Genomic DNA, 17,912 nt, shown 5'->3' with positions numbered 1-17,912 from the left:
TCGGTATCAGTCATTTTTCGGCTCGGCCTGACCTGAATCTCGGCAGGCCTCAGGCCAGCTCACGCCTTCTCCCCCGCCTTCGGCCAGTAGGTGCCGAACGACCAGACGCTGCCTTCCGGATCGCGGCAGATGAACTCGCGGCTGCCATAGTCGCGGTCGGTCAGTTCCTGGACGATCGTGGCGCCGGCGTTCCTGGCCTTGGCATAGGCGGCATCGGCGTCGTCGACGGCGACATAGATCGACTTGCCGCCGCCGGTGCCGGGTTCGCCGACCATCTTGCCGTAATCGTCGTCGCGTGCGCTGCCCAGCATGATCATCGAGGCACCAAAGACCAGTTCGGCATGGTGCACGACATCGCCTTCGCCATAGCGGGCACGGACGCTGAAGCCGAAGGCCTCGCAGAGCCAGTCAATCATTTTTGCCGCGTTTTTGTAGCGCAGGGCAGGGTAAAGGCGCGGGGCTTCGGTGGTGATGGGCATGGGAACCTCCTTGATCTGGGTCGGTCGATAACCCACTCTGTTCGAAGGCCGCTCCAGCGTCTTGAAGAAATGTTACCTGACCGAGAGCGCCGTCGGCGTCTCGCCGGCAAGGTCGCGGAACTCGCGCACCAGATGCGCCTGGTCGGCATAGCCGCAATCGGCGGCGATATCGGCCCAATCGGCGGTCTGCTGCCGTGACAGGCCAAGCGCCCGGTTGAAGCGGACGATGCGCGACAATGTCTTCGGGCCGATGCCGATCGCATTGGAAAAGCTGCCGGCGAGATGCTTTCGGCTCCAGCCCAGTTTTTCGGCGATGGCGGAAATGCGGGCCCGGCCGCCGGAGGCGATGATGCGGTCATAGGCCCAGGCGATTTCCAGTGGCGTTTCGGCGGCGCGCTCAAGCCGGGCGGTGACGAATGCTTCCGCAAGGTCGAAACGCGACGCCCAGTCCGGCGCATTGCCGAGCTGTTCACGCAGCGCCATGCCCTCGGCGCCCAGCACGTCGTCGAGGACGACCATGCTGTCGGTCAGTTCGCTCATCGGCAAGCGGAAGAAACGGCGCGCCCCAAGCGGCGTAAAGTTGACCTGTATGCAGCAGGCGGTGCCGAAGGATTCGATCATCACCGGTCCGGCAAAAAGCCCGGCTGCGAAACTGGCGAAGCGGTCATTGTCGTCGGGCGCCTTGCCGAGGCCGATGGCAAAGGGCTCGGCGAAACTGAACACCAAAGGCACGGTGAGCGAAGCGTATTCGACGTTGCGGAAGTGGCCTGCCGCTGTTTCGCGATAGCCACAAATATCTGACACAATGCCGTCAAGTGCAGGATCAGGAAGGCGCCGGCGCATCTCGAAGCGCTCCGCGATGGAGCAATCCTGTTCCTTCCGTTGCTGCATCTCGATCGGCATCGGCCATCCTTCCGCCGGACAAATCTATCAGCCGTTGGTCAGAATCAAAAGCGCCCGGCTTTTGGCCGGGCGCTCTCTGTCCCCACTTCAAGGGAAACTTGTCAGGCGCCGCGCATCAGGCAGCCGGCGGCGAGCACGATGTAGGCAATGAGAACGATCCACACCGATGCGAGTGGGATAAATGCAAGAACGCCAAGGGCGGCAAGAATGCCGATGATGGCGATGACCAGGGAAATTATGAAAACGATCTGGGTAGGCGCGCTGAGATTCATGTGTGGCTCCTCCAACATGATTCGAACAGCGCCATAGTAACAGGCGCGTGATCACACACCAATCATGACACGCAGCGGGTTGGCCGGATCGGCCAGCAGCTTTACGGCCAGCGCCAGGCAGACGACCACCAGCAGCGGCTTGATCAGTCTGGCGCCGATGCGCATGGCGAGGCTTGCACCGACGCGGGCACCGAGGAACTGGGCAACGCCCATCATCAGGCCGATTTTCCAGGAGATGACACCGACAGCGGCGAAGACGATGAAGCCGCCGATGTTGGAGGCGAAGTTGAGCAGCTTGGTGTGCGCCGTCGCCTTAAGCACGCCGTAGCCGGCAAGGGCGACGAAGGCCAGCATATAGAAGGAGCCGGCGCCGGGGCCGAACAAGCCGTCATAGAAGCCGATTGCCGGAACCAGGGTCAGCCCGAACAGGAAGGGCGACAGGCGCTCGGCCCGGTCGACATCGTTCATGTTGGGCTTGAGGGCGAAATAGAGCGCAATGGCGATCAGCACCAGCGGCAGCAGGGCGCGCAGAAGATCGCCCGGAACGATGGTGGCCAGCAAGGCGCCAATGACACCGCCTGCAGCCGCCAGCAGCGCCGACGGCAACTGCCGACGCAGGTCGACATGGCCCTTGGAGGCATAGTGGATGGTGGCCGAGCCGGAGCCGAACATGCCTTGCAGCTTGTTGGTTCCAAGCGCTTCGACCGGCGAGAAGCCGGCAAGCAAAAGTGCCGGAATGGTGATCAGCCCACCGCCGCCGGCAATCGAATCGACAAAGCCCGCCGCGAAGGCGGCGAAGGCGAGCATGATGATTGTCTGGGTGGTGAGGTCGATCATCTGATGTACGGAGACGTCCGGTCGGCGGGATAACGGCGTTCGACCACGACAGCCCTGTTTGCGCAAGGCCGATTCCGCGCTACCTCTATCCAAGCGCAATGCGCTTGGATTTGGTTAACCCGGAAAGAGGCCCCTGATGGCATTCGCATTGCTGGACCAGATACGCTCCATCTTCGACGGCGACCCGGGCGTGCGCAAGGTCGCCGACGATCCTGTCCTGTCGGCCGAACTGCTGATGCTGTTCCGCATGATCCTGGCCGACGGGACGGTCAGCGAGAGCGAGATGGTTGCCTTCCGGCGCATCTGCAAGGACGCCTTCGGCATTCAGGAAACCAGTATCGACGCCGTCATCGAATATCTCAACGAGTTCGGCTACGAGACCAACGGCTCGCAGGCGATCGCGCTGTTTCGCGATCTCGACGTGGAACGGCGCAAGCAATTGGCCCAGCATATGGCAGAGATCGCCAAGGCGGATTCGCAGCTGGCCGAGAGCGAGGTGCGCCTCTTGCGCCGCACGCTCGACCTGCTCGACATCAGCCCTGTCGATGTGGTGAAGCCGGAAGAGTAGGGCGCAGTTCGCTGGCGTCGAGGAGCGCATTTGAATGGCCTTTGCCGACAGCTATCTGGGACAGTTGCGAGAGTTGATCGGGAATCGCCTGGTGCTGATGCCGGGCGCGCGCGTCGTCATCGAGCGCGACGACGGCCGAATCCTGTTGCAGAAACGGACTGATTTCGGCTTGTGGGGCTTGCCTGGCGGTAATGCCGAGGAAGGCGAGGGTCTGGAAGCGGTGGCGGCCAGGGAGGTGGTCGAGGAAACTGGCCTGATCGTCAGGGGCATCGAGCCGTTCGGGTTCGGCTGCGACCCGCAGTATGAAACCTTCCAGTTTCCGAATGGCGACCGCACCCAGTTCTTCGCGCTGATGTTCTATGCGCGCTCCTTTGAAGGCGAGCCGGCCGTCATGGACGACGAGAGTAGTGCCGTTGGCTGGTTCTCTGTCGATAAACTGCCTGAAATGCTGCCCAATATGGTGCGCAGCATCGAAGCCTACCTTCGATTCAGGGCTACCGGAAAATTCCAGATGATCTGAGAGTTCAACCCTGTTCTTGCATCCGCCGAGCAATTGCCCGGTGCAGGTCTGGCGCGGCCGCGACCAGCGCCCTTGCGGCCTCGGATTGCGGATGATCGAGCACTTCGCTCGTCTTGCCGCGCTCGACGATCCTGCCGTCATGCATGACCAGCACCTCGTCCGTGATGGCCCGCGCAACGGTCAGGTCATGGGTGATGAAGAGGTAGGCGATGCCGAGCTTCTGGTTGAGTTCGGCGAACAGGTCGAGAATCTGGGCGCGAATCGAAACGTCGAGCGCCGAGACCGGCTCGTCGGCGACGACCAGCTTGGGGCGGGTGATGATGGCGCGGGCGATCGACAGGCGCTGCCGCTGGCCGCCCGAAAATTCGTGCGGGTATTTGTCCATGTCGCGCTGATCGAGGCCGACCTCGTGCAGTGCGTGCGCCACCATCTCGCGGCGCTCGGCCCGCGTCGGCTTCTTGTCCAGCACATGCAAGGGCTCCGCGACCAGTTTCTCGACCTTCTGGCGCGGATCGAAGGAGCCGTACGGGTCCTGGAAGACAACCTGCATGTCGCGCCGGGCGGGTTTCAACTCGGCCTCGCTCTTGCCGGTGACGGCCTCGCCGCGAAACCGGATCGTGCCCGAACTAGGCTTGTCCAGTGCCAGGATCATGCGGGCGAGCGTTGACTTACCGCAGCCGGAGCGGCCGACCAGTGCCACCGACTGGCCCGGCTGCATCGACAGGGAGACATTGTCGACGGCGCGAATAGAGGCAGCCCGTTTGAACAGGGAGGTGCGCCGCCCGGGATAATCGCGGGTCACGCTTTCGACCTGGAGCAGAGGCTTGCTTTGGCTTGCGTCATGCGTTCTGGCGCGTGCTGGCACATGCATCGAGGCCTGCGCCAGCTGGCGCGTGTAGGGATGGAGCTGTTCGGACAGCGTGCGGGCGGTGTCGCCGGCTTCCATCACCTCGCCGCGGCGTAGGATGGTGATGCGGTCGGCCATCTCGGTCACCACCGCGAGATCGTGCGAGATCAGGAGCAGTCCCATGCGGCTCTCGGCGACGAGGTCGCGCAGGAGGTCGAGGATCTGCGCCTGCAGCACCACGTCCAGCGCCGTTGTCGGCTCGTCGGCGATCAAGAGCTTCGGCTTCAGCGCGCAGGCGATGGCGATGACGACGCGCTGGCGCTGGCCGCCCGACAGTTCGTGCGGGTAGCGCGACATCGGGAATTTTGCTTGCGGCAGGCCAACGCGGTCGAGCATTTTTCGCGCCCGCTCTTCAGCCGCGGCGCGTGTGGCCTTGGTGTGCCAGCGTATGCCTTCGGCGACCTGCTCGCCGATGGTCTTGACGGGGTTGAGCGCCGTCATCGGCTCCTGGAACACCATGCCGATGTCGTCACCGCGCAGCGCGCACATCTGATCCTCGGTTGCTGCGAGGATGTCGATGCCGTCGAATGTCACGCGCCCGGTGGCGCGCGCGGCATGGGGCAAAAGCCGCATCACCGTCAGCGCCGTCATCGATTTGCCGGAGCCGGATTCGCCGACCAGCCCCATCACTTCACCGGGGGCGACGGAAAGCTCCATGTCTTTCAGGATTTGCGTGCCGCCGATGGTGAGCGACAGGTTGTCGATTTCCAGCAGGCTCATCGCTGCCGCCGCGATCTCGGGTCGAGAATGTCGGCGATGCCGTCGCCCAGGAGATTGAGCCCGAGCACGGTGATGACGATCGCCATGCCGGGAAAGATCGCCATCCATGGCGCCACCACCATGCGGGTCTGGGCGTCGAACAGCATGCGGCCCCAACTCGGCATTGGCGGCTGCGCGCCGAGGCCGAGATAGGAAAGCCCGGCTTCGGCGAGGATGCCCAGCGCGAACTGGATGGTGCCTTGCACCAGGAGCAGCGTGGCGATGTTGGGCAGCACATGTTCGATCGATATCTGCGTGCTGCTTTTTCCTGCGGCGCGCGCGGCCAGGATGAATTCGCGCGGCCAGATGGCCAGCGCTCCGGCGCGGGCGACGCGGGCAAAGACCGGGATGTTGAAGATGCCGATGGCGATGATGGCGTTGACGGCGCCCGGCCCGAAGATGGCGGTAATCATGATGGCCGACAGCAGCGCGGGGAAAGCAAAGACGAGGTCGTTGACGCGCATCAGCGCCTCGTCGACGAGGCCGCCGCGCGCGGCCGCAAAAGCGCCGAGCGGCACGCCGACGCCCATGCCGATGCCGACCGCGACCAGCGCCACGGCGATCGAATTGCGGGCGCCGACCATGATCATCGACAGGATGTCGCGGCCGAAGTGGTCGGTGCCGAACCAATGTGCCAGCGAGGGGCCTTGCGTCTTATCGGCTATGACCAACTTCGTCACATCGTAGGGCGTCCAGACATAGGAGATGACAGCCATCGCCAGGATCAGCACGGTGATGACGAAGCCGGTGACGAAAGCCGTGTTCCGGAACGCCTTGGCCAGAATGCCACTGAGTGTCTCTTCAGGGATGTCGATGTGCAGGGTCATTGCCGGCCTCTCAGGCGGGGATCGACCACCGCATAGGAAAGGTCGACGACGAGGTTGACGGCTATGACGGCGGCGACCAGCAGCATGACGACGCTTTCGACGACGATCAGGTCGCGTTGGGTGATGGCCTGGAACACCAGTCGGCCGAGGCCGGGGAGATAAAAAACATTCTCGATGATGATGGTGCCGGCGAGCAGGAAGGCGAATTGGAGGCCAAGAATGGTCAGGACCGGGATCATGGCGTTGCGCAGCGCGTGCCGCCAGAGAACGGCGCGGTAGGGCAGGCCCTTGGCGCGGGCGGTGCGGATATAGTCCTCGTTCAGCACCTCGATCAGTGCCGAGCGGGTGACGCGCGCCAGGATGGCTGCCTGCGGCAAGGCAAGCGCCACCGCCGGCAGCAGCAGCGATTTCAGCGCCGGCCATATGCCGGCGCTCCAGCCGGGAAAGCCGCCGGCCGGCACCAGCCGCAGCCAGACGGCGAAGACATAGATCAGCATCAGCGCGAACCAGAAATTGGGCACGGCGACGCCAAGCTGGGCCGCGCCCATGGAAATCGTATCGCCGGCCCGGCCGCGCCGGCTGGCGGAAAACAGGCCGACCGGAATGGCGATGATCGTGGAGAGCGCAAGCGCGATCAGCGCCAGCGGAAGCGAGACGGCAAGCCGTTCACGCACGAGATCGATGACCGGCACCGAATAAGTATAAGAGCGGCCGAAATCGAGGCTGAGCAGGCCGCCGGCCCAGTGCAGGTAACGCAACAGGAGAGGCGCATCCAGGCCCATCTGGTTGCGCAAGAGTTCGACCTGGTCGGCGCTGGCGTTCATGCCGAGCATCAGCCGCGCCGGGTCGCCCGGCAGGATTTCCAGCACGGCGAACACCACGATGGAGGCCAGCACCAGCGTGGCAAGCGAGATGGCGAGGCGCTTGAGGAGGTAGGCGGTCATGGACACGGGACGACAGAGGTGTCGTCATCCTCGAGCGAAGCAGGAGCGAAGCTCCGTCGCGTAGACCCCAGGATCCATTCCGTGACAGAGGTCGAAGAGCGCGACGGTCCAGAACCAGCCTCGCGCCTCCCTGTTTCCACTGCCACGTCTCCCAGATTCTGCACCGCGGGGGCGCTCGTAAGTCACGGAATGGATCCTAGGGTCTGCGCAGTCGCTGCGCGCCTGCTTCGCCCTAGGATGACGAAACGAACCTCACTCGCTCCACTTCACCTTGGTCAGGTCGTTGGCGGGGATCGGTGCGCTTTCCCACAACCCTTGCAGCTTGGCGTCCCAGACTCCGACCTTGGGCAGTTCGTAGAGGAAACCGACCACGGCATCGTCGGCCAGGATCTTCTGCGCCTGGGCATACAGTTCCTTGCGTTTGGCCTCGTCGGACGTCAGTTCCAGATCAGCGATCACCTTGTTGAAGGCAGGGTTGGCGTAATTGAAGTAATAGTCCTTGCGCGAATAGATATCGATGTCATTCGGCTCGGTATGGGACACGATGGTCAGGTCGTAGTCCTTCTTGGTGAACACCTGGTCCAGCCACTGCGCCCACTCGACGGGGATGATCTCGAGGTTGATGCCGACATCGCGGAGCTGCGAGGCGATGATCTCGCCGCCGAGCCGCGCATAGGTCGTCGGCGGCAGCTTCAACGTGGCCTTGAAGCCGTTTTCCAGTCCCGCTTCCTTCAGCAGTTCCTTGGCCTTGGCCACGTCGTGCGGATAGCGGCCGGTGAGGTCGACATAGTATTTGTTGGCCGGCGACATATGCGAGCCGATCGGCAGGCCGAGCCCGGCCGATGCGCCGTCGATGATCGCCTTGCGGTCGAGTGCATAGGAAATCGCCTGCCTGACCTGCAATTTGTCGAAGGGCGGCTTCTTGTTGTTGATCGACAGGATAGTCTCGCCTTCGGTCGCGCCGACCACCACCTTGAAGCGCGGATCATCCTTGACCTGGGAGACGCTGTCGGGATCGAAGAAGGGGAAGGCCTGGATGTCGCCGGAAAGCAGGGCCGGCACTGCCGCCGCGGCATCGGGAACGATGCGGAACTCGACCTTTTCGAGGAAGACAGGGGCGCCCCAGTAGTGATCCGATTTGAGCAGGGTGATCGATGAACCCTTGGCCCAGTTGCCGAACTTGAAGGGGCCGGTGCCAACAGGTTTTTCCTTGTTGGTGTCGGCGGATTTCGGCGACACGATCACCGCGTCGCCCCAGCCCATATTGTAGAGGAACGAGCCTTGCGGGTGGGTCAGCGTCACCTTCACGGTGGCGGGGTCGACCACGTCGACCTTGTCGATGGCGGCAAAGAGCTGCTTTTGCGCGTTGACGGAGTTTTCCGCGCGGGCACGGTCGAGCGAGAACTTCACGTCTTCGGCGCTGAAATCGGCGCCGTCGTGGAATTTCACGCCGCTGTGCAGCTTGAAGGTATAAACCTTGCCGTCATCGGAAATGGTCCAGCTTTCGGCGAGATCCGGCAAGACTTTGCCATTGGGGCCGATCCGGGTCAGGCCCTCGAACACGTTGGCGTAGGTAACCTCCCTGATTGCCGCGGCCGCTCCCGCCGTCGGGTCGAGATGCGGGGGTTCAAGCGGAATGCCGATGACGAGATCGGTTCGGGCGGCAAACGCCGAAGTGGCGGTTGCGACCGCCAGCACGGCAGCGGCCAGAAGGGTCTTCCAAAGTTTCATCGCTGAACTCCCCATGTGCTCAAATGCTCAAGCCCGGGGATAGAAGCGTGATTTCGCGCGGGAGTAAATTGCGTTTCGTGCTGTCGCGCCGCGCCAGGAGAAATGTTTTTGCGCCGCGGGCCGGTCATCCGGTCGTGCCGCGCAGCAGCACGTTGAGGCCGATCGCCATCACCTTGGCCGATTCCACCATGTCCTCTATGCCGACCCACTCGTCCGGCCGGTGGGCGAGATCGAGAATGCCGGGCCCATAGGCGATGCAGTCGTAGATATGGCCGATGCGGGCAATGTGCTTCTGGTCGTAGGTGCCGGGCGAAATGATGTAGTCTGGCTCGCGGTCGAAGATCGCACGAATGCCTTGCGCCACCGCCTGTACCACCGGCGCGTCGCGCTCGGTCATCAGCGGCAGCACTTCCATCAGGTCGCGGATCTCGTAGTCGAACTTTTTGCGCTCGCGCTTCAGCCGCTCGAGAATACCGGTCACTTCGCCTTTGACCGTGGCGAGGTCTTCCTCGAGCAGGAAGCGGCGGTCGATGGTCAGCCGGCAGGAATCGGGCACGTTGGGCGAGGGCAGGCCAGGCCGGAAATCCTCGGTCTGGCCGCCATGGATGGAATTGATGTTCATGGTCGAGCGCCTGGCGCCTTCGGGCACCACCGGCATGCGCGTCATCTTGCGGTCGAGCGCCGGGAACAGTTCGTCCTCGAAAGCTTGCAGCACAGCGCCCATATGGCGCACCGCATTGTCGCCGAGAAACGGCATCGAGCCATGCGCGATCTCGCCCTTGGTCTCGATCTCGGCCCACCAGACGCCGCGATGGCCAAGGCAGATGCGGTCCTTGTTCAGCGGCTCGGGGATGATGACGTGGTCGACCCTGGGTTTGGAGAAATAGCCGAGCCTGGCCAGATGCGCGACACCGCCAAAGCCGCCGGACTCCTCGTCGACCGTGCCGGATATCTCGATGGCGCCGGGAAAGTCGGGATAGACCTCCATGAAGGCTTCGGCGGCGATGATCGACGCGGCCAGGCCGCCCTTCATGTCGCAGGCGCCGCGTCCATAGACCCTGCGGTTCCTGACGACGCCGGCAAAGGGATCGACGGTCCAGCCATCGCCGGCCTCCACGACGTCGATATGCGAGTTGAAGTGGACGCAGGCGCCGGGTGACCGGCCATCGAAGCGGGCCACGACATTGACGCGCGGGTAGCGATCGGTGTCGCCGGGCGTGCCTTCGGCGCGGATGAATTCGGTTTCAAAACCACGCTTCTTCAGCCGCGTGCCGATAAATTCCGCACATGGCCGGTAGGCTTCGCCAGGCGGATTGATGGTCGGAAACCGGATCAGGTCAGCGGTCAGCGCGACGACATCGTCGCGCCTGTCGTCGATTGCTTGAAGGAGTCGCTTGTTCATCAGGAGAGTTGAGCAACGAACGACGTTGCATTGCAAGCCCGCCGGCAATCAAGCCGGTGCGGCGTGTCGTGGTGGCAACTATCGCGGGAAATCGTTCAAATTCGCTGCTTTGGATTGGCAAATTGATCAAGGAGTGTGTGCTATCCGTTCACCGCCATTAAAAAGGTGAAAAACAACGTGATGGCAAGACGGCAAGGGGCAATCAAAGGGGTTTGATCGCATGAAGAAGTACTTTCTCGTAGCAGCGGCGATGTTGGCAACCGCGCTGTTTGGTACGCCGTCCGCAAGTTACGCGGCGATGTTGGAAGCAAATATCGACGTGTCGTCACAGACGATGACGGTGCGGTATGGGTCGGAGGTTTATCGCTGGGTCGTATCGACTGCCCGTCCGGGCTATTTCACGCCGCGTGGTACCTATCGGCCGCAGCGGACCGCACGCATGTGGTATTCGCGCAAATACGAGATGTCGCCGATGCCTTATTCGGTGTTCTTCCATGGCGGCTATGCCATCCATGGGACAGGCGCCGTCAGGCAACTCGGCCGTCCGGCCTCGCATGGCTGCGTGCGGCTGCACACGGCCAATGCCGCGACCTTCTATTCCATGGTGCGGGAAGTGGGCTTCGGCAACACGCGCATCGTCGTGACGAACTAACCGCACGCCCAAATCTCGTTGCCGGGCGGAGCCCGGCGCGAGACTTTTTACTGACGGCATCAACAATCGGCCAAGGTTTACCCTGTTCCGAGAAGGACGGCTATTGCCGAGGGATAAGGGGTGTGCTTTCCATGCCAATGTCTGGCTGAGGACAATCGGCAGTATCGGGCGGTTTGAATTATTAGGGGTAGCTTAAATATTGCCGGCTGATCAATCGGTTCGCCGGGAAACCTGCCATTGCGTGCCGTTTGCTGGAATTGACAGATGCATCCCCAGTCACAGATGGACGATGGTCTTCCCAGCCGGCCCGCCGGGGCGCTCATTCTTGGCGGGGCGCACGGGACGCTGGCGCTGGCCAGAAGCTTCGGCGCTCAAAAAGTGCCTGTCTGGCTGGTGAGCAACGACACGCCGTTGCCCAGCTTTTCGCGATATGCCCAGCGGACAATGACGTGGCCCGGCCCCGACGACGGTGGTGCCGTCGCCTTCCTGCTCGATCTGGCCAAGGTTCATGGGCTGGGCGGTTTTCTGCTGATCGCCGGCGGCGATCCAGAAGTTCGCTTCGTATCGCAGTCGATCGACCAGTTGTCCGCCTCGTTCGACGTGGTGCTGCCGCCTTGGCAGCAATTGAAATGGGTTTGCGAGAAGCCGCTGCTGTATCGCCGGGCGGGCGAACTGGGGCTTGCCGTTCCGCTGACCTATGAGATCAATTCGCTCGATCAGGCAGAGGCAGCCGAACTTCGCTTTCCCGCGATCCTGAAGCCGAACATGGGCGGGCGCAGCCGTTTTGCGCGTGCCAAGGCCGTTCTCGCCAATGACAAAGCAGCGTTTTTGAAAGCCTATATCTGGGCTGCCGACGAGATCGGCAGCGAGAACGTCGTCATTCAGGAAATGATACCGGGCGGAGGCGAGGGCCAGTTCTCTTACGCAGCGCTCTGGAACGAGGGCGCGCCGGTGGCGGAATTCACCGCCCGCCGCACGCGGCAATATCCGGTCGATTTCGGCTACACCAGCACCTTCGTGGAGGTAGTCGACGAACCGCAATTGATCGACGCCGCGCGCCGGCTGCTTGGATCGATCGCGCATCACGGACTGGTGGAGGTCGAATTCAAGCGCGATGCGCGCGATGGCTCGATGAAGGTGCTCGACGTCAATCCACGGCCGTGGACATGGTTTGGGCTGGGCGCCGCCGCCGGCGTCGACCTCGGCGCCATGCTTTGGGCGATCAAATCGGGCCAGACGGTAAGGACAGCTTCAGCGCGGCCCGCCACGTCGTGGATGTATCTGGTTCGGGATATTGTGGCGGCCGGCAAGCTGATCTCGAGCGGCCGGTTGGCAAAACGCGCCTATTTCAGCTCATTCACAGAAGTACGGGCATGGGCGACATTCCAGGAGAATGACCCGATGCCGGGCCTGATCGACGTGCCGTTGACTGGCTGGAGAGTGCTGACGCGACGGATACTTTCCGCAATCTTAACCGGGAAATGTTTAGGACGGCGGCGTGACGGAGTGAGTTCCACGGCTGCAGAAACAGACAGGCGAGACCGCTGATATGACCGTTTTCACGCCCAGGACCGACTGCGAGGTGGCCGTGATCGGTGCCGGTCCTTTTGGACTGGCCGTCGCTTCCGCCCTCAAGGGAGCAGGTGTCGATACGCTCACGCTTGGCGGCGCGATGTCCTTCTGGCGCGACCATATGCCGAGAGGCATGAGGCTGCGCTCGCCCTGGCACGCGACCTATATCGGCCGCACCAAAGGTCCGCTCTCGCTCGATTCCTATGCAAAGGTCCTCGGAATCTCGCCCCGCGAACCGCTGCTGCTCGAAAACTTCGTGGACTATGGATTGTGGATCCAGGCCCAGACGGTTCCGGATCTGGACACGCGCAAGGTGGACCGCGTCGAGAAGGCGAACGGCGGATTTCGTCTGGCACTGGCCGATGGCGATGCCTTGAAGGCGCGTCGCGTCGTCGTTGCCACCGGCCTGATGAACCAGCAACTGATCCCCGCTGTCTTCAACGGCATCCCAAAAGAACTGGTCAGCCATGCCAGTGAACATACTGGTTATGAGGCCTTCCGCGGCAAGCGCGTTGCCGTCATCGGACGTGGGCAAAGCGCCTGCGAATCCGCCGTTCTGCTCAAACGAAACGGGGCCGATGTCGAACTCATCTGCCATGGCGACGTCCATTGGCTGGGCTATCGGGCGCTGTCGGGAAAGCAGAACTGGAGCCTGCGCGACTTCCTGTCGGGGCGGCTCGCATCGCCGTCCAGGGTCGGCCCGTTCCCGATTTCCTGGCTGGTCGAGGTCCCAGGTTTCGTGCATCGGTTCCCGGAGCCAGCCCGTGCCGGGCTCAACAGGCGCAGCCTCGGCGCCGGCGCGACGGGCTGGCTGAAGCCGGATTTCGAACGGATAGAGATCAGGGCCGGCAGCAGGATCATCAGTGCGTCCGCCAAGGACAATGGCATTGAACTGCGTTTCGAGAAGGATGCCGCCACCTTCGATCACGTCCTGCTCGGCACGGGTTACCGGATCGATATTGCCAAGCTCGGTCTGTTCGCGCCCGCCATGCTTGCCGCGATTGCCCGCCGGGACGGGTTGCCCCTGCTTTCCGCCGGGTTCGAATCCGGCATCCCAGGCCTGCATTTCGTCGGCGCGAGCGCGGTCGGCAGTTTCGGCCCGCTGATGCGGTTCACCGCCGGCACGCCGTTTGCCGCGCGCACCGTCGCGCGGTTCATTCAGAGAGCGAAAGACAGACGTTACACCGCAGCCTGAACCTGGAAGACCGCATAGTCGATGGTGCGGACCGCATCGAGGAAGCCGGGTATGGCCGGCACGGCCAATTCCCGGAAAATACCGGTTTCGCGGATGGCTGGCCTTGCCCAGTCGATCGCGCGATGGCTTGAGCTGCCATAGACGATGAAGCAATCCCGCGGGTGGCGTTCGAGCGACGACACGAGATTCATCAGGACGATGTCGAAGACGTCCTTCGAGAAGGGATTGTAGAAATAGACCACCAGGGGCACTTGGGGAAAATCGTAGGCCGCCGCATCGGCCTCGACGACGCTGAGCGCCCGGCACTTCTGCGACGGGTCGCGGAAGCGCTCGATGTTGCTTCGGGCGATGTCCGCCAGTTCGCGTGCGAACTCCACGCCGATGATCTCGGCGAACGGATATTGCGAGGCCAGCAGCAGGGTTCGCGATTTTCCAGAGCCGATGTCGATGAACGTATGGTTGTGGAGATCGCGGGGCAGCGACTTCATGATGAAGTCGAAGGTTCTGGGCGACGTGCAGACGGCTTCATTGCCCATGGCGCGGTGCGGGCCGACGACATTAAGGGCGCCGAGCTGGATCGAGCCGGCCGTATCGACGCCGTGCCGGCGATCCCATTTCCGGGCGATACGGTCGGCGAGCATATGCCTGATGTTACGCTGGACAAAGCCAAGGCTCGCGCCGAGGCCATGCCGATGGACAAGCCTGAGCGGCTCCAGCAAGCCATTCTGACGGATATGGGACCATGCCCGGCCAAAACGGCCGAAGGAACGATCTTCGAGGCCATCCCGATCCAGGCGCGGCATTTCGATATTCGTCATGCCACGGGCTCCATCCCAGTCGATGAACATCTCCTGGGGTATGTGCGCCCTGGTCGTTTAAGATTCCCTGACCAGTAACGTTACGAATGTCTGGATCGCAGGCCCATGAGTGCCGGAAATGGCAGCGGCAAACACTGCAGCGGGGGAGATCAGCTGTTCGCGGCCGGCGTCTTTGCCTGCGGCTGCTTTTTACGGCGCGAGTCGCTGATCTCCCACCTTTTGTGGAACCACATCCACTGGCCGGGATCCTCGCGCACCCAGCGCTCGACCACGTCGTTCAACATCTGGGTGGTGGCGTGGACGTCGACGCTGCCGTCGGCGGTGCGCGGCAAGACCAGTCTGTCCTCGATCTCGAGGCGGAAGCGATTGCCTGGCAATCTGATGCAACGCGCCGGATAGACGTCGCAGTCATAGTGTCGGGCAAGCGTGCCCAGTACACGGTTGCTCTGGCAGGGGCGGCCGAAGAATGTCGTGTCCAGGCCGTTGGAGAATTTCTGGTCGACAAGGACGCCGATATTGCCGCCGTTTTCCAGCACTCCGGCCAATGCGAATGAGGCGCCGGCCATCGACGGCAGGAGCGCCCCCATGGTCGAGCGCCGCGTCGAGAGGATGTAGTCGGCAAGATAGGGGTTGTTCGGCGGACGAAACAGCGCCGTGATGTTCATGCCGAAGGTCGCCGCCGCTACCGGCAGCAGCTCGAAATTGCCGAGATGGCCGGTGAAGACGATGTGCGGCTGCTTTTCGGCGGCGATCTCGACGAAATGCTCTATTCCCTTGACCTCGACGCGGCCGGGCTTGCTGGCGGCCGGGTCATAGTCGAACAGGGCATCGAGAAAGATGTATTCGGCGGCAAGGCGGGCCATGTTGCCCCACATATCGGAGGCGATGGCCTGGATTTCGTCCTCGCTCTTTTCCGGATAGGCCTTGCGCAAATTACCGATGGCGACCTGATGGCGTCCGACCTTGGGACCAATGAAGCGCGCGATGCGGTCGGCGAAATTCAGCGCGCTGTCGACCGGCAGCAGGCGCAGCACCGAAATGATGATCATCGCCGCCCGCGCAACCAGCCAGTAGTTCAGCTGGCGCAGCTGCCTGCCATAGCGAAACCTGAGATCGCGGCGAAACTTCTTGAGCACCGGAGTCAAGGCCTCAGGCGACGCGCAGGATGATCTTGCCGAAGACGTCGCGGCCTTCCATGCGCTTTAGCGCTGCGTCGATATCGTCGAAGCCGACTTCGGTGTCGATGACCGGCGCGACCTGTCCCGCCGCCATTTTCTGCATGGCGTTGGCCATGTTCTCCATGCGGCAGCCGAAGGAGCCGAGCAGCTTCAATTGCTGCTGGAAGAGCTGCATCAGGTTGATCTGCGTCGATACGCCTGATGTCGAGCCGCAAGTCACCAAGCGGCCGCCGCGCTTCAGGCACAGCATCGAGCCGGCAAAGGTGTCAGCGCCGACATGTTCGAAGACGACGTCGACGCCCTTCTTCTTGGTCAGCTTGCGCACGACGCCTTCGAAGCGGTCTTCGCGGTAGTTGATGACGTGGTCGGCGCCGAGCGCCTTGGCCTTGTCGATCTTGTCGTTGGAACCGACGGTGGTGATAATGGTGCAGCCCATCCGCTTGGCCAGCTGGATCGCCGCCGAACCAATGCCGGAGCCGCCGGCATGGACGAGGATGGTTTCGCCCGGCTGAAGCCTGGCGTTGTCGAACAGCATGTGCTCGACCGTGCCGAAGGTGACGGGGGCCACCGCGGCGCCGATGTCGCTCACGCCGGGCGGGGCGGGGACCAACAGGCGCGCCGGCAGGTTGATCTTCTCCTGCGCAAAACCGTCGAGGTGGAAGCCGTGGACCCCGGAAACATGTTCGCAAAGATTGTCGCGGCCTTCGCGGCAGGCACGGCAAAGGCCGCAGGTGCGCGCGCCATAGATCGACACCAATTGTCCGGGCAGCAGGCTGGACACGCCGGGGCCGACCGCCTCGACCTCGCCGGAGGCTTCGGCGCCGACGACCAGCGGCAGCTTGCGCTTGGCGAAGGCCATGCCGCGCCAGCCCCAGACGTCGATGTGGTTCAGCGCCACCGCCCTGATGCGCAGCGTGACTTCGCCGAGCGCGGGTGGCGGGGGAGGCGGCAGGTCCACCGTTTCAAGACGGCGGTCCTCGATAAGTTGCAGTGCGCGCATAAGGCCTGTCGGTTCTGTTCGAGCGGAAGTGGCTCGCTTAGACCGGTTCCCGCGCCATGACAAGGCAAGTGTTCTGGCCGCCGAAGCCGAAGGAGTTCGACAGAACGCTGCGAACCTCGGCATTGCGCTTCTTGTTGGGCACCACGTCGAGCACGATCGCCGGGTCGGGATTGTCGTAATTGATGGTCGGTGGAATGACGCCTTCGCGCATTGTCATCAGCGAGAACGCTGCCTCGACGGCGCCTGCCGCCGACAGCGTGTGGCCGATCATCGACTTGTTCGACGAGACCGGCATCGAGCCGATGCGCTCGCCGAACACGGTCGACAGCGACAGATGCTCCATCTTGTCGTTTTCCGGCGTCGAGGTGCCATGGGCGTTGACGTAGTCGATCTCGTCCTTGCTCAGGCCCGCATCCGCAAGGGCGGCGCGAACCGCCGCGATTGCCGGCGAACCGTCAGGCTTGGAGCGGGTGCGGTGGAAATCGTCGGCCTTTTCGCCGCAGCCGCGCAGAATGCCAAGAACGGTGGCGCCACGGGCAAGGGCTGCCTCCAGTGATTCCAGCACCAGCGCGCCCGAACCTTCGGCGAGGACAAAACCATCGCGGTCCTTGGAAAACGGTTTTGACGCCTTTTCCGGGATGTCGTTGTGGGTCGACAGCGCCGACAGCAGCGAGAAGCGGATCAGCGCCTCCGCGGTCGCCGAGCCGTCGGCGCCGATCGACAGCGCCCGGTCACATTCGCCGCGGCGGATCGCCTCGACGCCGAGCTGGATGGCGGTGGCGCCCGAGGCGCAGGCGGTCGACAGCGTGATCGGCAGACCACGCGTGCCGAACCGGTCGGCGAGCCTGTCGGCGATCGAGCCGAACTGGGTGGTCTCGAAGATGTCGAGTTCCTTCAATCCGCGCGCCACCCGCAGCAGCCTTTCGGCGCCGGCGTCCTGTTTGTCGGAATTGTAGAGCGAGAAGCGTTCGTGCCAGTCGAGCTCGACGGGCGGCGAGGCGAGGAAGAGGGGACCGCCGAAATCACTGGAATCGAGGCCGGATTCGGCCACGGCTTCATGCGCGGCGGTTTCGGCTAGCTCGTAGGTGAGGGGGCTGGCGCCCTTCGCGCTTGAGTCCAGGAAGTCGACCATACCAGAAATGCGGGTGTTGAGGTGGTCGACCGGAAAGCGGGTGATCGGGTGGATGCCCGACTTGCCCGAGGTCAGCGCCGCCCAATTGTCAGCCTTGCCGACGCCAAGCGAAGTCACCACGCCGATGCCGGTGACGGCGACGATGGGTCTGCCCATGTGATCTCTGAAATTGGTCATCGGGAAGCCCTCGAGCGGTTCATCTCTGCAACATGGCTG

18 protein-coding genes are annotated in these 17,912 nt (G+C 63.1%); 5 read left to right on the top strand and 13 right to left on the bottom strand.

What is annotated here, in order from left to right; genetic code table 11:
- Positions 1–59: 59 nt before the first annotated feature.
- The 4 genes from AB4Z43_RS02110 to AB4Z43_RS02095 all read right to left on the bottom strand — a co-directional run bounded on the left by AB4Z43_RS02110 (position 60) and on the right by AB4Z43_RS02095 (position 2,491).
- Positions 60–479, bottom strand: a complete 420-nt coding sequence (locus AB4Z43_RS02110; protein ID WP_027046941.1) for a VOC family protein — start codon at positions 477–479, stop codon at positions 60–62.
- A 72-nt stretch (positions 480–551) separates the two neighbouring features.
- Positions 552–1,382: a helix-turn-helix domain-containing protein gene (locus AB4Z43_RS02105; RefSeq protein ID WP_441935650.1), complete on the bottom strand. Its 831-nt coding sequence runs from the start codon at positions 1,380–1,382 to the stop codon at positions 552–554.
- A 101-nt stretch (positions 1,383–1,483) separates the two neighbouring features.
- Positions 1,484–1,654, bottom strand: a complete 171-nt coding sequence (locus tag AB4Z43_RS02100; protein ID WP_080511798.1) for a hypothetical protein — start codon at positions 1,652–1,654, stop codon at positions 1,484–1,486.
- A 51-nt stretch (positions 1,655–1,705) separates the two neighbouring features.
- A complete protein-coding gene (locus AB4Z43_RS02095) occupies positions 1,706–2,491 on the bottom strand; it encodes a TSUP family transporter (protein WP_441935648.1) in 786 nt (261 codons plus the stop codon).
- Between the two features lie 136 nt (positions 2,492–2,627).
- Here AB4Z43_RS02095 and AB4Z43_RS02090 point away from each other — a divergent pair, with 136 nt between their 5' ends.
- Positions 2,628–3,059 (top strand): TerB family tellurite resistance protein, encoded by a 432-nt coding sequence (locus AB4Z43_RS02090; protein ID WP_027046940.1) that lies wholly within the window; start codon positions 2,628–2,630, stop codon positions 3,057–3,059.
- 34 nt (positions 3,060–3,093) lie between these two features.
- Positions 3,094–3,579, top strand: coding sequence for an NUDIX domain-containing protein (locus AB4Z43_RS02085; RefSeq protein ID WP_019858659.1), 486 nt, complete (start codon positions 3,094–3,096; stop codon positions 3,577–3,579).
- A 4-nt stretch (positions 3,580–3,583) separates the two neighbouring features.
- On the opposite strand, the gene AB4Z43_RS02080 is transcribed toward AB4Z43_RS02085, so the two are convergent.
- The 5 genes from AB4Z43_RS02080 to AB4Z43_RS02060 all read right to left on the bottom strand — a co-directional run bounded on the left by AB4Z43_RS02080 (position 3,584) and on the right by AB4Z43_RS02060 (position 10,149).
- Complete coding sequence (locus AB4Z43_RS02080) at positions 3,584–5,206, bottom strand: ABC transporter ATP-binding protein (RefSeq protein ID WP_441935646.1); 1,623 nt, start codon at positions 5,204–5,206, stop codon at positions 3,584–3,586.
- Positions 5,203–6,072 carry an ABC transporter permease gene (locus tag AB4Z43_RS02075; protein ID WP_202359783.1) on the bottom strand — a complete coding sequence of 290 codons (870 nt, stop codon included), beginning with the start codon at positions 6,070–6,072 and terminating at the stop codon, positions 5,203–5,205. Before AB4Z43_RS02075 ends, AB4Z43_RS02080 begins: the two co-directional genes overlap by 4 nt.
- Positions 6,069–7,016: an ABC transporter permease gene (locus AB4Z43_RS02070; RefSeq protein ID WP_038647355.1), complete on the bottom strand. Its 948-nt coding sequence runs from the start codon at positions 7,014–7,016 to the stop codon at positions 6,069–6,071. Before AB4Z43_RS02070 ends, AB4Z43_RS02075 begins: the two co-directional genes overlap by 4 nt.
- Before the next feature lie 252 nt (positions 7,017–7,268).
- Entirely contained in the window at positions 7,269–8,747 is a 1,479-nt protein-coding gene (locus tag AB4Z43_RS02065) for an ABC transporter substrate-binding protein (RefSeq protein ID WP_441935644.1), read from the bottom strand.
- A 124-nt stretch (positions 8,748–8,871) separates the two neighbouring features.
- Entirely contained in the window at positions 8,872–10,149 is a 1,278-nt protein-coding gene (locus tag AB4Z43_RS02060) for an acetylornithine deacetylase/succinyl-diaminopimelate desuccinylase family protein (protein ID WP_441935642.1), read from the bottom strand.
- A gap of 220 nt (positions 10,150–10,369) precedes the next feature.
- Between AB4Z43_RS02060 and AB4Z43_RS02055 the strand changes: the two genes are divergently transcribed.
- From AB4Z43_RS02055 to AB4Z43_RS02045, 3 genes are all read left to right on the top strand, one after another.
- Complete coding sequence (locus tag AB4Z43_RS02055) at positions 10,370–10,801, top strand: L,D-transpeptidase (protein WP_441935640.1); 432 nt, start codon at positions 10,370–10,372, stop codon at positions 10,799–10,801.
- Positions 10,802–11,065: 264 nt separating this feature from the next.
- A complete protein-coding gene (locus AB4Z43_RS02050) occupies positions 11,066–12,349 on the top strand; it encodes a carboxylate--amine ligase (protein WP_441935638.1) in 1,284 nt (427 codons plus the stop codon).
- A gap of 1 nt (position 12,350) precedes the next feature.
- A complete protein-coding gene (locus AB4Z43_RS02045; protein WP_441935636.1) occupies positions 12,351–13,568 on the top strand; it encodes an NAD(P)-binding domain-containing protein in 1,218 nt (405 codons plus the stop codon).
- Here AB4Z43_RS02045 and AB4Z43_RS02040 read toward each other — a convergent pair.
- The 4 genes from AB4Z43_RS02040 to AB4Z43_RS02025 all read right to left on the bottom strand — a co-directional run bounded on the left by AB4Z43_RS02040 (position 13,553) and on the right by AB4Z43_RS02025 (position 17,873).
- A complete protein-coding gene (locus tag AB4Z43_RS02040; protein ID WP_441935634.1) occupies positions 13,553–14,386 on the bottom strand; it encodes a class I SAM-dependent methyltransferase in 834 nt (277 codons plus the stop codon). The genes AB4Z43_RS02045 and AB4Z43_RS02040 overlap by 16 nt on opposite strands.
- Positions 14,387–14,535: 149 nt before the next feature.
- Positions 14,536–15,522: a lipid A biosynthesis lauroyl acyltransferase gene (locus AB4Z43_RS02035; RefSeq protein WP_441935632.1), complete on the bottom strand. Its 987-nt coding sequence runs from the start codon at positions 15,520–15,522 to the stop codon at positions 14,536–14,538.
- A 13-nt stretch (positions 15,523–15,535) separates the two neighbouring features.
- Entirely contained in the window at positions 15,536–16,564 is a 1,029-nt protein-coding gene (locus AB4Z43_RS02030) for a zinc-binding dehydrogenase (protein WP_010909967.1), read from the bottom strand.
- A 37-nt stretch (positions 16,565–16,601) separates the two neighbouring features.
- The gene (locus tag AB4Z43_RS02025) at positions 16,602–17,873 is read right to left on the bottom strand and encodes a beta-ketoacyl-ACP synthase (protein WP_441935630.1); all 1,272 of its coding nucleotides are present in this window, start codon (positions 17,871–17,873) and stop codon (positions 16,602–16,604) included.
- Between the last annotated feature and the right edge of the window lie 39 nt (positions 17,874–17,912).

The sequence above is a fragment of the Mesorhizobium sp. 2RAF45 genome (assembly GCF_052115225.1).
Classification (GTDB): Bacteria; Pseudomonadota; Alphaproteobacteria; order Rhizobiales; family Rhizobiaceae; genus Mesorhizobium; species Mesorhizobium jarvisii.
The sequence above is the reverse complement of the archived record's forward strand: the minus strand, read 5'-3'. Positions and strand labels throughout refer to the sequence as shown.